Source organism: Citrobacter sp. Igbk 17, from assembly GCF_028069775.1.
In the GTDB taxonomy this organism is placed as follows: domain Bacteria; phylum Pseudomonadota; class Gammaproteobacteria; order Enterobacterales; family Enterobacteriaceae; genus Citrobacter.
The window spans coordinates 1-15,448 of record NZ_JANEWI010000005.1 but is presented as its reverse complement, the minus strand read 5'-3'; the positions used below and the strand labels follow the sequence as shown (position 1 = coordinate 15,448).

The 15,448-nt window shown below is 52.6% G+C and carries 11 protein-coding genes; 4 read left to right on the top strand and 7 right to left on the bottom strand.

Annotation, left to right across the window (positions count from 1 at the left end; translation table 11 throughout):
• Positions 1–310 precede the first annotated feature (310 nt).
• The 3 genes from uxaC to NNO08_RS04430 all read left to right on the top strand — a co-directional run bounded on the left by uxaC (position 311) and on the right by NNO08_RS04430 (position 3,901).
• Positions 311–1,723 (top strand): glucuronate isomerase, encoded by a 1,413-nt coding sequence (gene uxaC / locus NNO08_RS04440; RefSeq protein ID WP_271456260.1) that lies wholly within the window; start codon positions 311–313, stop codon positions 1,721–1,723.
• Positions 1,724–1,737: 14 nt separating this feature from the next.
• On the top strand, positions 1,738–3,225 hold the full coding sequence (locus NNO08_RS04435) for a UxaA family hydrolase (RefSeq protein WP_271456259.1): 1,488 nt from the start codon (positions 1,738–1,740) through the stop codon (positions 3,223–3,225).
• A gap of 121 nt (positions 3,226–3,346) precedes the next feature.
• The gene (locus NNO08_RS04430) at positions 3,347–3,901 is read left to right on the top strand and encodes a YgjV family protein (protein WP_271456258.1); all 555 of its coding nucleotides are present in this window, start codon (positions 3,347–3,349) and stop codon (positions 3,899–3,901) included.
• Positions 3,902–3,915: 14 nt separating this feature from the next.
• Here NNO08_RS04430 and sstT read toward each other — a convergent pair whose 3' ends face one another.
• From sstT to NNO08_RS04410, 4 genes are all read right to left on the bottom strand, one after another.
• Complete coding sequence (sstT, locus tag NNO08_RS04425) at positions 3,916–5,160, bottom strand: serine/threonine transporter SstT (RefSeq protein ID WP_271455136.1); 1,245 nt, start codon at positions 5,158–5,160, stop codon at positions 3,916–3,918.
• A gap of 245 nt (positions 5,161–5,405) precedes the next feature.
• A complete protein-coding gene (locus NNO08_RS04420; protein WP_271442089.1) occupies positions 5,406–6,374 on the bottom strand; it encodes a TerC family protein in 969 nt (322 codons plus the stop codon).
• A gap of 271 nt (positions 6,375–6,645) precedes the next feature.
• Positions 6,646–7,644 carry a Gfo/Idh/MocA family protein gene (locus NNO08_RS04415; RefSeq protein ID WP_271456257.1) on the bottom strand — a complete coding sequence of 333 codons (999 nt, stop codon included), beginning with the start codon at positions 7,642–7,644 and terminating at the stop codon, positions 6,646–6,648.
• A 72-nt stretch (positions 7,645–7,716) separates the two neighbouring features.
• On the bottom strand, positions 7,717–8,217 hold the full coding sequence (locus tag NNO08_RS04410) for a M48 family metallopeptidase (protein WP_271456256.1): 501 nt from the start codon (positions 8,215–8,217) through the stop codon (positions 7,717–7,719).
• Positions 8,218–8,419: 202 nt separating this feature from the next.
• Here NNO08_RS04410 and rlmG point away from each other — a divergent pair, with 202 nt between their 5' ends.
• Positions 8,420–9,556, top strand: a complete 1,137-nt coding sequence (gene rlmG, locus NNO08_RS04405) for a 23S rRNA (guanine(1835)-N(2))-methyltransferase RlmG (protein ID WP_271442092.1) — start codon at positions 8,420–8,422, stop codon at positions 9,554–9,556.
• Between the two features lie 152 nt (positions 9,557–9,708).
• Here rlmG and NNO08_RS04400 read toward each other — a convergent pair whose 3' ends face one another.
• From NNO08_RS04400 to ygjJ, 3 genes are all read right to left on the bottom strand, one after another.
• Positions 9,709–11,727 carry an NADPH-dependent 2,4-dienoyl-CoA reductase gene (locus NNO08_RS04400; RefSeq protein WP_271456255.1) on the bottom strand — a complete coding sequence of 673 codons (2,019 nt, stop codon included), beginning with the start codon at positions 11,725–11,727 and terminating at the stop codon, positions 9,709–9,711.
• A 229-nt stretch (positions 11,728–11,956) separates the two neighbouring features.
• On the bottom strand, positions 11,957–14,308 hold the full coding sequence (gene ygjK / locus NNO08_RS04395) for an alpha-glucosidase (RefSeq protein ID WP_271456254.1): 2,352 nt from the start codon (positions 14,306–14,308) through the stop codon (positions 11,957–11,959).
• Between the two features lie 44 nt (positions 14,309–14,352).
• Complete coding sequence (gene ygjJ, locus NNO08_RS04390) at positions 14,353–15,429, bottom strand: protein YgjJ (RefSeq protein WP_271455132.1); 1,077 nt, start codon at positions 15,427–15,429, stop codon at positions 14,353–14,355.
• Between the last annotated feature and the right edge of the window lie 19 nt (positions 15,430–15,448).

Genomic DNA, 15,448 nt, shown 5'->3' with positions numbered 1-15,448 from the left:
ATGGTGGACCATCGGTAATTTGCATTCCGTCGGCTTATGTATCGCGACGGCAAAAAGATAACTTGTCATACAGCTTTAAAAGGTGAGTGCCATCACAAAAGTGTGAATCTTCGTGTGGTCATTAATTCGATTCAGCAAAGCCAGTACTGGCGCGGCTTGCCGTGAGTTTTACCTCTTTGAGAGTAATTTTTTTGTCATCATTTGTTGATCTAACTCACGAAAATATCTTCAGTGTATGGAAATTGGTGTGATAACTTTGACAACATCAAAACATAAGCAATCTGACGCACTCGCTGAGAGGAAGACGATAATGACCCCGTTTATGACTGAAGATTTTCTGCTGGATACCGAATTTGCCCGCCGTCTGTATCATGATTACGCCAAAGACCAGCCTATCTTCGATTACCACTGCCATTTGCCGCCGCAACAAATCGCTGATAACTACCGTTTTAATAACCTGTATGACATCTGGCTGAAGGGTGATCACTACAAGTGGCGCGCCATGCGCACTAACGGTGTCGCTGAACGCCTGTGTACCGGTGATGCGTCCGATCGCGAGAAGTTTGACGCCTGGGCTGCGACGGTCCCGCACACCATCGGTAACCCGCTCTACCACTGGACGCATCTTGAACTGCGTCGCCCATTTGGTATTACAGGTAAGCTGTTGTCTCCTGCGACTGCCGATGGAATCTGGAATCAGTGCAACGAATTGCTGGCGCAGGATCAGTTTTCCGCGCGTGGAATCATGCAGCAGATGAATGTAAAAATGGTCGGCACCACTGATGATCCGATCGATTCTCTGGAGCATCACGCTGCGGTCGCGAAAGACAGCACCTTTGCTATCAAAGTGCTGCCAAGCTGGCGTCCGGATAAAGCCTTTAACATTGAACTGGCGACCTTTACCGATTACATGGCGAAACTGGGTGAAGTTTCTGACACCGAGATCCGCCGCTTTACCGACCTGCAAACCGCGCTAACTAAACGTCTTGATCACTTTGCGGCTCACGGCTGTAAAGTCTCTGACCACGCGCTGGACGTGGTGCTGTTTGCTGAATCTAACGAAGCTGAACTGGATAGCATCCTGGCGCGTCGTCTGGCGGGTGAAACCCTGAGCGAGCATGAAGTTGCCCAGTTCAAAACTGCCGTACTGGTGTTCCTTGGCGCTGAATACGCACGTCGCGAATGGGTGCAGCAGTACCACATTGGCGCATTGCGTAATAACAACCTGCGTCAGTTCAAACTGCTGGGCGCGGATGTCGGTTTCGACTCCATTAACGACCGTCCGATGGCTGAAGAACTGTCCAAACTGCTAAGCAAGCAGAATGAACAGAACCTGCTGCCGAAAACCATCCTGTACTGCCTGAACCCGCGTGATAACGAAGTGCTGGGCACCATGATCGGTAACTTCCAGGGTGAAGGCATGCCGGGCAAAATGCAGTTCGGTTCCGGCTGGTGGTTTAACGACCAGAAAGATGGGATGGAACGTCAGATGACACAACTGGCACAGCTCGGTCTGCTGAGCCGTTTTGTGGGTATGCTGACTGACAGCCGCAGCTTCCTGTCATACACGCGCCATGAATATTTCCGTCGCATCCTGTGCCAGATGATTGGCCGTTGGGTTGCCGCGGGTGAAGCACCTGCAGATATTCAACTGCTGGGTGAAATGGTCAGAAATATTTGCTTCAACAATGCGCGTGATTACTTCGCCATTGAACTGAACTAAGGCCCGGGGTTGGTATGCAATACATCAAGATCCACACGCTGGATAACGTCGCGGTTGCGCTTGCTGATTTGGCTGAAGGAACCGAAGTCACCGTTGATGGACAGGCGATTACCCTGCGCCAGGCGGTAACACGTGGCCATAAATTTGCTTTACGCGATATTGCGCAAGGCGAAAACGTCGTTAAATATGGTTTGCCAATTGGCCATACGCTGGTTGATGTCGCTGCGGGTGAGCACATTCATGCTCACAACACGCGCACGAATCTGAGCGATCTGGACGCGTATAGCTACCAACCGGATTTTCAGGCGGAAGTTGCTCAGGCAGCCGATCGCGACGTGCAGATTTATCGCCGCGCGAACGGTGATGTTGGGGTGCGCAACGAGCTGTGGATCCTGCCGACCGTCGGCTGCGTCAATGCGATGGCACGTCAGATGCAAACCCGTTTCCTGAAAGAGACCCACGACGCCGAAGGTATCGATGGTGTTCATCTCTTCAGCCACACCTACGGCTGTTCGCAACTGGGTGACGACCACATCAACACCCGCACCATGCTGCAAAATATGGTGCGCCACCCGAATGCGGGGGCGGTGCTGGTGGTTGGCCTCGGTTGTGAAAACAACCAGGTTGATGCTTTTCGCGAAACGTTAGGTGAGTATGATCCAGAACGCGTTCACTTTATGGTCTGCCAGCACCAGGAAGATGAAGTGGAAGCGGGGATCGAGCATCTCCACCAGCTGTACAGCGTGATGCGTAACGATAAGCGTGAGCCGGGTAAACTCGGCGAGCTGAAGTTTGGTCTGGAATGTGGCGGATCTGACGGCTTGTCTGGGATCACCGCTAACCCGATGCTGGGGCGTTTCTCTGACTACGTGATCGCGAACGGCGGGACTACCGTACTGACTGAAGTCCCGGAGATGTTCGGTGCCGAACAGCTATTAATGGACCACTGCCGCGATGAAGAAACCTTCGGTAAGCTGGTGACCATGGTCAATGACTTCAAGCAATACTTCATTGCTCACGACCAGCCGATCTACGAGAATCCATCGCCGGGGAACAAAGCGGGTGGCATCACCACGCTGGAAGATAAATCGCTGGGATGCACACAGAAAGCGGGTTCCAGCAAAGTTGTCGATGTACTGCGCTACGGCGAACGTCTGAAAACGCCAGGTTTGAATCTGTTAAGTGCTCCGGGCAATGACGCCGTTGCGACCAGTGCGCTGGCGGGGGCAGGCTGTCATATGGTGTTGTTCAGTACCGGGCGTGGTACGCCGTACGGCGGTTTCGTACCGACGGTGAAAATTGCCACCAACAGCGAGCTGGCCGCGAAGAAAAAGCATTGGATCGATTTTGATGCCGGGCAGCTAATCCACGGTAAAGCGATGCCGCAACTGCTGAACGAATTTGTCGATACCATCGTTGAGTTTGCCAACGGTAAACAGACCTGCAACGAACGCAATGATTTCCGTGAACTGGCTATTTTTAAAAGTGGTGTAACGTTGTAGTCATTGTACAGGCCTACGGATCGCGTAGGCCTGATAAGCGTAGCGCCATCAGGCATAAACCGTTGCCGGATGGTGGCGTAAACGCCTTATCCGGCCTACGAAATGGAGTTGGAGTTGCTGCATGACCGCGTATTGGCTGGCCCAGGGCGTTGGTGTCATCGCCTTTCTGATCGGGATTACCACTTTTTTTAATCGTGACGAGCGCCGGTTCCGGCTACAGCTCGCCGTCTATAGCGCCACCATTGGCGTACACTTCTTTCTGATGGGGGCCTGGCCCGCGGGAATGAGCGCTGAGCTTAATACCGTACGTACCCTGGTCTCAATGCATACCCGCAAGCTGTGGGTCATGACGGTTTTTATTGTCCTCACGCTGGTTCTTGGCTTGGCAAAATTACAGCATGCGATGGAACTGTTGCCGATAATCGGTACGCTGGCCAGCACCTGGGCGCTGTTTCGTTGCAAAGGGTTAACCGTGCGCTGCGTAATGTGGTGTGCTACGGGCTGCTGGGTCATTCACAATTTCTGGCTGGGATCGATTGGCGGGACGATGATCGAAGGGAGTTTTCTGGTGATGAACGGCCTGAACATTATTCGCTTCCGGCGCATGCAAAAACGCGGAATTGATCCGTTCAAAATTGAAAAAAGCGTTCAAGAAGAGAACCCCTCCGCCCGATGACGGAGGGGTTGTGATTAGCCGCGCAGGGCGTTATTTGCCAGACGTTCGTCTTCAGCCTGGCAGGCTGCGGCGGTAAACAGGACGTCTGTCGAAGAGTTCAGCGCCGTTTCACAGGAATCCTGCAATACGCCGATGATAAAGCCAACGGCAACAACCTGCATGGCGATGTCATTCGGGATACCGAACATATTGCACGCTAGTGGAATCAGCAGCAGAGAGCCCCCCGCGACGCCTGACGCACCGCAAGCACACAGTGATGCCACCACGCTCAGCAACAGCGCCGTCGGTAAATCGACTGGAATACCCAGCGTATTCACCGCCGCCAGCGTCAGAACCGTGATGGTAATCGCCGCGCCTGCCATATTGATGGTGGCGCCCAGCGGGATAGATACCGAATAGGTATCACGATCCAGGTTCAGCTTCTCACACAGCGCCATATTCACCGGAATATTGGCTGCAGAGCTGCGGGTAAAGAAGGCGTACACGCCGCTTTCACGCAGGCATGCCAATACCAGTGGGTACGGGTTACGGCGAATTTTCCAGAACACCAGCAGCGGGTTGACCACCAGCGCAACCAGCAGCATACAGCCAACCAGTACGGCAAGCAGCTGCGCGTAGCCCCAGAGGGTGGCAAAACCCGTCGTCGCCAGTGTGGAAGAGACCAGACCGAAGATACCTATCGGTGCAAAGCGGATAACCAGTCTCACCATAAACGTGACGGCATCGGACATATCATTGACCAGATTCTTGGTCGTCTCATTACCATGGCGTAGCGCAAAGCCAAGGCCGACTGCCCATACCAGAATACCGATATAGTTAGCATTCAGCAGCGCATCAATGGGGTTAGAAACCATGCTCATCAGCAGGCTGCGCATCACCTCAATAATGCCGGATGGCGGCACGATATCGCTGGCGCTGCTGGAAAGATGCAGCGTCGAAGGGAAGGCAAAGCTGAACACCACGGCGGCTAATGCCGCTGAAAATGTTCCCAGCAGGTAAAGGAACAGAATAGGGCGGATATTGGTTTTTTGCCCGTGCTGGTGGTTGGCGATAGAGGCCATTACCAGCATCAGCACGAGGATTGGGGCGACGGCTTTTAATGCGCCGACGAACAGTGTCCCCAGCAGGCCGACGGCTTCTGCCGCAGGTTTTGAAACCAGTGCCAGCAGAATCCCCAGTACCAAACCGACCAAAATTTGTTTAACCAGGCTCCCTTGCGCCAAACGCGAGATCAGCCCCGATGAACGTAGCGTAGTCATGTAGTCATCCTTTGATTGTGTTGTTGTTCACCCGTTGTGCGTTCTCATGACGCATCTTTCTGGATGTAACAAAGTGTTTGCATGGCTGAGTATAAGGAAAGATGCCGGTTCGGGAAGATAAATCTCCTGGTTTCCGCGCTCAGATCATGTTTTATAACTTTAAATTAACATTGTTTTGACATGTCCAGCAAAAAGCCCGACGCACGCAATGTGCGGTCGGGCTTTATCAACTAGCTAAGTAAAAGTTACTGTATTTGCTGCTTTTTATCGTGTTGGTGGTTGACCCACGCATTCACAACCAGCGTCACAAACAGAATACCGAAGACCACACCTAACGAGATAGCGATCGGGATATGGTAGAAATCGACGATCAGCATCTTGATACCGATAAACACCAGGATAATCGACAAACCATATTTCAGCATCGAGAAACGCTCCGCCACACCTGCCAACAGGAAGTACATCGCACGCAGACCCAGGATAGCGAACAGGTTAGAGGTCAGTACGATGAACGGATCGGTGGTGACGGCAAAAATTGCCGGAATACTGTCGACGGCAAAAATCACATCGCTCAGTTCAACCAGGATCAATACCAGCATCAGCGGCGTTGCAAACAGCAGACCGTTTTTACGCACGAAGAATTTTTCGTCTTCAATGGTATCGGTCATACGTAAATGGCCGCGCAGCCAACGCACTAAGGGTTTGTCGCCAATACCGGAAGCGTCTTCTTTCGCCAGCGCCATCTTCACGCCAGTAAACAGCAGGAATGCGCCGAACACGTACAGCAGCCATTCGAACTGGGCGATAAGCCAACTGCCCGTGAAGATCATGATCGTACGTAATACAATCGCGCCCAGTACGCCATACACCAGTACCCGACGTTGCAGTGCCGCAGGTACGGAGAAGTAACTAAATAGCATCAACCAGACAAAGACGTTATCTACCGCCAGCGACTTCTCGATCAGATAGCCGGTCAGGAACGCCAGCGCCTGTGGGTCGGCAACGGCACGGCCCTGAGTCTCAGCCAGGTACCACCAAAATGCCGCGTTAAACACCAACGACAACGTTACCCAGACGATTGACCAGGCCGCGGCCTGCTTCATCGACATCGTATGTGCGCCACGACGACCCTGTAGCAGCAGATCGATGGCCAGCATAATGACCACCACGACAGCGAAGCCACCCCATAACAACGGTGTGCCAACAGTATTCATTTTATTTCCCCATGCATAAAAAAAACGGCCAACGCCGAATGACGTTAGCCGCTGCTTTTTATGCATAGACCTTGCCATTCGGCAAGGTCTCACTTACAACAACAAGGGAATACGACAGCGTATTCCTTTGTTATCGCCCGGTGACCGGATGTGGTTTTTCACACATCGTAATGACGATCAACCGACAACGAAGTTACTCCCCTTTGCGGGTTACAAAATATTACAGGCCATGCCTTCAGTCAATGGCCTGCAACATTCGTTTTACACACTTTTACGCAGTCAGCGGTATCTGAGCATCATCTGCGGGGAAAATAACACCGGTCTGGCGGCGAATCTCCGTTTGCAGTTTGGCGGTAATACGACTGACGTTCAGTGCTGGATGATCCACTTCGCCGGAGTCAACCAGATGAGCAAAAGCCTCTGCCTCATAAAGCATAGTATTGATGTGCTGAGGCACCGTAAGATCCTGTGTTTTGCCACCGCGCGGAATAAAGCACACTTTCTGACACTCGGAAATTTTCTCGACAACCAGCGATCCTGATTCGCCCTGAATTTCGCTGGCCAGTACGGAATCACTGACTTTCGAGTGCTGCAACGTGACGCTAAAATCACCGTAATTGAGTACGACTACGCCGTGGGCATCGACGCCGCTTTCCAGCAGGCTGGCACTTGCCTGAACGCTCAGTGGTTCACCCCAGAGCGCAACCGCAGCGGCCAGACAGTAAAAGCCGATATCCATAATCGAACCGTTAGAAAACGCCGGATTAAACGTATTGGGATTTTCACCGTCCAGATAACGCTGATAACGTGAAGAATACTGGCAGTAATTGATCAGCGCTTTCCTGACTCGCCCAATTTTAGGTAGTGATTGCTGTAATAGCAGGAAATTAGGCAGGCTGGCGGTCTTAAACGCTTCAAACAGCACGACCTGATTTTCACGCGCGCAGGCGATAGCAGCTTCGGCTTGTGCCAGATTTGAGGCCAGCGGTTTCTCGCAAATGACATGCTTTTTGTGCTGTAGAAACAGCGTTGTCTGCGGGAAGTGCAGAGAGTTCGGGCTGGCAATGTAAACGGCATCAATTGCGTCGCTTTGCGCCATTGCCTCCAGCGAGGTAAACAGATGCTCGACGGGATAATCATTGGCGAAGGTCTGTGCCTGTTCAAGGCTACGGGAATACACTGCGGTTAACTTATATTTGCCGGTTTCATGGGCGGCATCCACAAACTGGCGGGTGATCCAGTTTGTGCCAATTACTGCGAAACGTATCATAAAGGCCTTCAGGCTGCGAAAAGGGATTCTTTCGTCAATTTAGCATGCCCTGAAGACAAAGCCAGTGCGCGACTACGCAGTTTGCTTCAGCGATTGTTGCGTGAGCCACAGGCGGGTATCAAACTCCAACTGGTGGTACTGCGGCTCCATATGGCAGCACAACTGATAAAACGCTTTGTCGTGCTCTTTTTCTTTCAGATGTGCCAGTTCATGCACGACGATCATGCGTAAAAAAGGTTCAGGCGCAGAACGGAACACGGTAGCGACGCGGATCTCCGCTTTGGCCTTGAGCTTGCCACCCCGAACGCGGGAGACGGCAGTATGCAGCCCCAGCGCATTTTTCAGCACGTGTATCTTACTGTCATACATGACTTTATTCAGCGGCGGGGCGTTTCTCAGGAACTGATTTTTCAGATCTTGCGTATATTGCCAGAGCGCTTTGTCGGTCGCGAAGTCATGCGTACCCGGATAGCGCTTCTCCAGCACTGCGCCCAGACGCTGTTCAGCAATCAGCGTACGAACCTGGGAAAGTAAATTCTCCGGGTAGCCCTGGAGGTAAGTTAGTTGGTTCATTCATGTCCCATCCACTTCATCCTTCAAGCTGCCTCTGTGTTGGCTGTGTTCGCGCACCCCAGTCACGTACTAAATGTACGCTCCCGGGGATTCACTCACTTGCCGCCTTGATGCAACTTGAATGATTTTGTGTATTCAAAATGTTGTATACTCACGCACCCTTTTCAGGGATACGCCGAAATTTTACCATTCAGGAGGGCCGATGAGCCACATAGACAACGGTTTCCGTTCGCTGTCACTTAAACGTTTCCCGGAAACGGACGACGTTAACCCGCTGCTGGCGTGGGAAGCTGCAGATGAATATCTGCTGCAACAGCTGGACGATACCGAGATTAGCGGCCCGGTGCTTCTCCTGAATGATACTTTCGGCGCGCTGGGCTGTGCACTGGCGGAACATACACCATACAGCATTGGCGACTCTTATTTAAGCGAGCTGGGGACGCGTGAAAACCTGCGCCATAACGATATCGCGGAATCCAGCGTCAAGTTTCTCGACAGCACCGCTGAATACCCGCAGGCACCAGGCATTGTGCTGATTAAAATTCCCAAAACGATGGCGCTGCTGGAACAACAGCTCCGTGCGTTGCGTCAGGTTGTCACACCGCAAACGCGCATCATTGCGGGGGCGAAGGCGCGTGATATTCATACCTCAACGCTTGAGTTGTTTGAAAAGGTGCTAGGCCCAACCACTACCACGCTGGCGTGGAAAAAAGCCCGTCTGATTAACTGCACCTTCAGTAATCCAGAACTGGCTGATGCCTCGCAGACGCTGAGCTGGAAACTTGAAGGCACCGACTGGACTATCCATAACCATGCCAACGTTTTCTCCCGTACCGGGCTGGATATTGGCGCACGTTTCTTTATTGAGCACCTGCCGGAAAATCTGGAAGGGGAGATTGTCGATCTCGGTTGTGGCAACGGTGTGATTGGCCTGACTTTGCTGGAGAAGAACCCACAAGCGAGCGTGGTGTTTGTGGATGAATCACCGATGGCGGTGGCATCAAGCCGCCTGAACGTCGAAAGCAACATGCCTGAAGCGTTGGATCGCTGTGAATTTATGATCAACAACGCGCTGTCTGGCGTGGAGCCTTTCCGCTTTAATGCTGTGCTGTGTAACCCGCCGTTCCATCAGAAACATGCGCTGACCGATAACATCGCCTGGGAGATGTTCCACCACGCGCGTCGCTGCCTGAAAATCAACGGTGAACTGTACATCGTGGCCAACCGCCACCTCGACTACTTCCACAAGCTGAAGAAGATTTTCGGCAACTGCGAGACCATTGCCACCAACAATAAGTTTGTGGTGTTGAAAGCGGTGAAGTTGGGTCGTCGTCGTTAATCGCGTGTGCCGGATGCGGCTAACGCCTTATCCGGCCTACAATGAGCTACCCCGTAGGCCTGATAAGCGCAGCGCCATCAGGCAAATCAGCACATGCACATATTGCCGGATGGCGGCGTGACCGCCTTATCCGGCCTACGAAAGACGTGACGTTAAATTTCCAATGCCAGCCTTGTCCCTTGTGCAATAGCACGTCGGGCATCCAGCTCCATCGCCACATCACACCCCCCGATCAGATGTACTGTTTTACCCGCAGCATGCAGTGGATCAAGCAGCTCCCGACGTGGCTCCTGGCCGGCGCAAATCACCACGTGATCCACATTCAGGATCTGTAGCTCGCCGTTGATCATCACGTGTAACCCGTCATCATCGATCTTCTGATAGCTCACCGCCGGGATCATTTTTACGCCGCGTGAAAGCAGGGTAGCGCGGTGGATCCATCCCGTTGTTTTACCTAAACCTTGCCCAGGTTTACTGGCTTTACGCTGCAACATTACTATCTGGCGTGGGCTGCGGGGTAGATGTGGCCCTTCCGGACGTAAACCGCCGGGCTGTTGCAGGCTGGTGTCGATTCCCCATTCCACGCAGAACTCGGCAATATTCTGGCTGGTGGGATCGCCGGGCTGGCTCAGATACATGGCGGTATCAAAACCGATCCCTCCGCAACCAATGATCGCCACGCGCTTTCCTACCGGCGTTTTATCACGCAGGACATCGAGATAGCTCAGTACTTTAGGGTGTTCAATACCGTCGATCGGCGGCATGCGCGGTTCGATCCCGCAGGCGAGGATCACTTCATCAAAGGCTTGCAGTTCGTGGGCGCTAACAAACTGATTGAGTTTCAGTGTGACACCCGTTACGTCGATCATCCGGCGGTAGTAGCGCAGTGTTTCATAGAATTCTTCTTTGCCGGGGATCTGCTTGGCGATATTAAACTGCCCGCCAATCTCACCATGCGCGTCAAACAGCGTCACGTGGTGACCACGTGCGGCGGCGTTAATGGCAAAAGCGAGACCCGCAGGACCCGCACCCACAACGGCCAGATTCTTCTGGTGAGTAGCTGCAACAATGGGCATTTTGGTTTCATGACAGGCGCGTGGATTCACCAGGCAGGAAGTAACTTTTCCCACGAAAATCTGATCCAGGCAAGCCTGGTTGCAGCCGATACAGGTGTTGATCTCATCGGATCGTCCTGTTTGCGCTTTTGACAGCAGCTCAGCGTCGGCCAGGAACGGCCGGGCCATCGATACCATATCGGCATCGCCGCGTGCCAGAATGTCATCCGCAACGGTCGGATCGTTAATACGGTTAGTGGTGACCAGTGGGATCGTCACATGACCTTTCAGCTTGCGCGTTACCCAGCTAAACGCACCCCGGGGTACCGGTGTGGCGATGGTGGGGATACGCGCTTCATGCCAGCCGATGCCGGTGTTAATAATTGTGGCACCTGCGGCTTCGATAGCCTGTGCTAACTGGACGGTTTCGTCAAAGGTTCCGCCTTGCTCCACCAGGTCGAGCATCGACAGGCGGAAGATAATAATAAAGTCACTGCCGGCACGCTGGCGCACCGCCCGTACGACTTCCACGGCAAAACGCATGCGGTTGGCATAGTCACCGCCCCATTCATCATTACGCTGGTTGGTGCGCAGAGTCAGGAATTCGTTGATCAGATAGCCTTCCGAACCCATCACTTCCACGCCATCGTAACCTGCCTCCCGCGCCAGCTGTGCACAATGGGCGAAATCGTCAATCAGTTGCAGCACTTCATCGTGCGTCAATTCATGCGGCGTAAAACGGTTAATAGGTGCCTGAATGGCTGAAGGCGCAACCAGATGTGGTTGATAGCTGTAGCGGCCGGTGTGCAGGATTTGCAGGGCGATTTTCCCGCCTTCATCGTGAACTGCATCGGTAATGATACGGTGGTGCGCCAACTGGCTGGTGTCGTTCAGCATCGCGCCGCCTTCCATACCCACGCCCGATAGCGCGGGTGCAATTCCTCCGGTCACAATCAGGGCTACGCCGTGACGAGCGCGTTCAGCATAGAACGCAGCCAGCCGTTCTGCACCATCGGGATACTCTTCCAGCCCGGTATGCATTGAACCCATCAACACGCGGTTTTTAAGCCGGGTGAAGCCTAAATCGAGCGAGGCGAACAGCGACGGATAGCTCATAAAGGTGTCCAGTATGTAAAATTATTGTTATGTGGTCGGATGAGTTACTAATTTAGCCGTCGCCGCGCAAAAGGGAAAAGGGGAATGTCGTGATTGTGATGGGATTCAAAAAAGGCGCGGGGCCAGAGAACGAATTTGCCGGATGTCGGTGCCAGCACCTTATCCGGCCTGTGAAAATGTGGTTTTGTCGGCCGGATAAGCGAAGCGTCATCCGGCAAAATACCACTGATTACTGTTTTTTAAGAAAATCGTTATACAGCATATAGAGATGCGCCGCGCTCCAGGAGAAGTTCGGCGCGCCCTGCTGTGCGCCGGTCAACGGGTTGTAGTTTTCCTGAATTGGACCTTCTGCCGTCAGCCCTTTGGCATGCTGGAAGAAAGTATCGGCGAGTTTTAGCGCTTCATCGCGATAGCCATAACGCTCCATCCCTTTTAGCCCGAACCAGAACTGATCCACCCAGACGCGCCCGCGCCAGTATATGTCCGCGCCGAAGGCCGGATTGGTCAGTGCAGCGGTGCCAAGTGGGACATATGTGTTGAACTCTTTCGGATCGAGCATCACGCTAACTACCGCATCCGCGTGGGATTGTGTGGCCGCACCGTTAAACAGCGGCGACCAGCCTTCCGGTCCTTTACCACGCTCGACGATCGGTTTACCCGCGCAGCCGTTCGCCAGCGGTTGGTCCTCAATACGAACGTCATAATAGAATTTTGTTGCCGGGTCGAACATACAGGTATTGATGTAATCGGCCAGCTTCTTCGCTAACGCCTGATAGTGCTTCGCGTCTTCTGGTTTACCGAGGATCGTTGCCATCTCTGCCAGATAATGGTTATCACTGTACATGTAGCTGGTCTGATCGACAGACTCCTGAAGCAATGAGTAACCGACCAGATTGCCATTTTTATCCCGGTTTTCAGCAAAATTGACCGTCCAGTCACTGCGTTTACCCCCGTTGGCAATGTACTTATCCAGCTGATCTTTATCGATAAAACCAAATACGGCGGCATCATCACGTCCAGATTCCCAGCCAGCGGCTTCCTGTGCTGGGATCGTCAGGCTGTCATACTGGCCCTTACTGATGACAGTTGCGTAGTGACTCAACCCGGAGAGAGTTTCTTCCTTGTCGCCCTGTTTCACCGTGAAGAGCATTTCGCCGCTATCGGTGTTGTGAGCCTTATCCCGCGTGGCGCCGTACTCAGGGACACCGTTTCCATTGTGATCGCGGTTACGTAACCACCAGTCGTGGTACGCGACCAGTTTCGGGTACATCTCTTCGAGCCAGGCCTTATCTTTGGTGACGTTGTAAACTTCCATCACCGACCATGCTGCCAGGCTGGGCTTGGTGTTGCGCTCATTCCAGTTACCGCCGTCGCCGCCGCGTTCCGGGATCTTATTCCAGGTCACCAGGTCGAGGATCATACCGGCATCCTGCGGCCGTATGGGATCGTTGGGCTGTATTTGCCAGTCAAACAGGGCGCGAATGCTGTCTTTCGCAATTTCCGGATTGAAATGCACCATGGCATAGGCGATTTTCCAGCTGTCCCAGGCATAGGTCTGGTTGCCTGAGAACCAACGAGCCGTGACGGAAGGTGTAACGGTGTTGTGTTTTACTGCCCCTTCCGGGACGCGCCAGTTGCCGGTTAAGGTTTCAATCGCTTTTACTGCGACGCGAGTTTGCTCGGCTGTCGCATCCGGATTGTTCAACCCTTTTTTGAGGTACTCTTCCCAGCGCTGCTGTGAGGCGAGCATGTAGGAAGTCGGGCGCGCCAGAATATCGCGGATTTGCGCCTGTTCTTTACTGACTTCCAGTGAAGTCAGCAGATGTGAATAGGTGGTATAGAACGTGGTTGAACCTTTGATATGCGCCTTGCTGGTGAAGCGATGACCGCTGATCTTCGTCTTCATCGGCAGCGATTTATGCACCTGATATTCTGACTCGCCGGAGGTAAGCAGATCCCAGGTCGAACGCACTTTGCCGAAGGTGACTTTCAGGCCATCGCGGGTGGCGACGATTTTGCGTTGATAATCCGGATACTCTTCATCGACGGTGTTGGTCGATGTCGGCTTCCCGTCTTTTGCCTCCACTTTTTCCAGCAGCTCGCCATCCCACACCAGATCCAGTGGAGTATCACTCGTTATCCTGGTTTCAAGCAGCGAGGTGTGTGAATCCGCAAAACGCAGGGTCATGTTAACTTCGATGCCGGGGGCCGTCAGTTTTTGTATCAGTGCGCCCGGAATGCTGTAAGCCTGCATCGCGAAGGCCACTTTTTTACCGCTCTGGTACACCGTCAGGCGATCAAAGTTTGTCGCCATAAAATTAATGTACTCTTCGGTTAGCAGAGCGACGCCGGGGAAGCCCCCCATGGTATTTGGGCCGTCTGGCAGCAAGTGCCCATGCCATGAACCCAGATCGAAGAAAGGATTAAAGCGCTGATGGCTGTCGTTATTGGTATCACGCATATATTCAGGTGCGCCGTGGCGATCGATAACGTCTTTAAAATCGGTGGCGGTTGCTGCATGCGCTGACATGCTAAATAGTAACGCGCAGGCTAGCGGGGTTAACGAATATATTTTTTTCATAATGACGAAGCTCCTTTTCACATTTAGCAAAATAAACAGAGAAATTAATGACCCCAGTAGTAATACTGCATCAGGAATATTTTGTTATCTGAATCGTCAGTACTGTTACCCAGGTTGAATCGGCTATCAAAAGCCGTGGCGAATTTACCGCCGCCATATTCGTACCAGATGCCGAATTGCGCATAGGATGTGGTTGTGTCGGGATCGTTATCCAGGTTGTGTTGCGCGTAGCTGTAGGCTGTAGAAAGATAAAAGCCTTTAAACGCCTCATACATGGCGCTGACCATTGTGCCGGTTTCCGTTCCCGGATTACCCAGCCCTTCACCACGTCCGGTATGGTGCCAGACACGTGCGCCGAAGTTCGGCGTAAGAATACCGGTGACAAAAAGCTGGCCGGTGCCATCGGTAATTTCTGTGCCGCCCATCCAGGTGACATCTTTCATAAAGTCATACTGGATATAGCCGTTTGCCATTGCAGGGTAGATATATTTATCGGAGTAGCGATCATATTTACCAAAATGCAGCCACGCTTTATCTTCATCGGTATGACCAGCCGGTGTCGCGATGATGCTATAACGGAAATCACCGCTAAGGTTTTGTACTTTGACAGCTGTGGCAATATCGCGGGTATTGGGAAGTTCATAACCAAACTCTGGTGTGAAATCTGCCCAATATTGCAGGTCGTCCAGAGAAGAGTCGTTATGCAGGCTCAGGATAATTTCGGTTTTATCATCGGTACGATAACCACCCCAAAAGCGGTTTATCCCTCCTTCAAAACCACCCCAGCCATGATCGGGCACCCAGGCATTACCATCGTGGTCTGCCTGTACTGTCCACCCCTCACCGTATATAAGCCCGAACCAGTGGCCATATTGACCTTCCACGCCACCTTCAATATAAGTGCCGTCTTCGTATTTTCCTTTATAATCCCCCTCCAGCGCCGTATAACCTCCCACCCCCATCTCGCCATAAAAACGATATGAAGGCTCGGTATTCGTGATTTCTGGCGTTTTGGTGTCGTCATGTTCGGCTGGAATGCTTTCTGATGCGACAACCAGAGGTAAGTAACAACAAAAGGAAAGGGCGATCAGTGCCCTGGTAGTATTAATATTAAATGTCATTTTTCTATTCCATCAGAAT

Coding starts and splice junctions, on each gene's coding strand:
- uxaC (WP_271456260.1), top strand. CDS start 311: ATGACCCCGTTTATGACTGAAGATTTTCTGCTGGATACCGAATTTGCC.
- NNO08_RS04435 (WP_271456259.1), top strand. CDS start 1,738: ATGCAATACATCAAGATCCACACGCTGGATAACGTCGCGGTTGCGCTT.
- NNO08_RS04430 (WP_271456258.1), top strand. CDS start 3,347: ATGACCGCGTATTGGCTGGCCCAGGGCGTTGGTGTCATCGCCTTTCTG.
- sstT (WP_271455136.1), bottom strand. CDS start 5,160: ATGACTACGCTACGTTCATCGGGGCTGATCTCGCGTTTGGCGCAAGGG.
- NNO08_RS04420 (WP_271442089.1), bottom strand. CDS start 6,374: ATGAATACTGTTGGCACACCGTTGTTATGGGGTGGCTTCGCTGTCGTG.
- NNO08_RS04415 (WP_271456257.1), bottom strand. CDS start 7,644: ATGATACGTTTCGCAGTAATTGGCACAAACTGGATCACCCGCCAGTTT.
- NNO08_RS04410 (WP_271456256.1), bottom strand. CDS start 8,217: ATGAACCAACTAACTTACCTCCAGGGCTACCCGGAGAATTTACTTTCC.
- rlmG (WP_271442092.1), top strand. CDS start 8,420: ATGAGCCACATAGACAACGGTTTCCGTTCGCTGTCACTTAAACGTTTC.
- NNO08_RS04400 (WP_271456255.1), bottom strand. CDS start 11,727: ATGAGCTATCCGTCGCTGTTCGCCTCGCTCGATTTAGGCTTCACCCGG.
- ygjK (WP_271456254.1), bottom strand. CDS start 14,308: ATGAAAAAAATATATTCGTTAACCCCGCTAGCCTGCGCGTTACTATTT.
- ygjJ (WP_271455132.1), bottom strand. CDS start 15,429: ATGACATTTAATATTAATACTACCAGGGCACTGATCGCCCTTTCCTTT.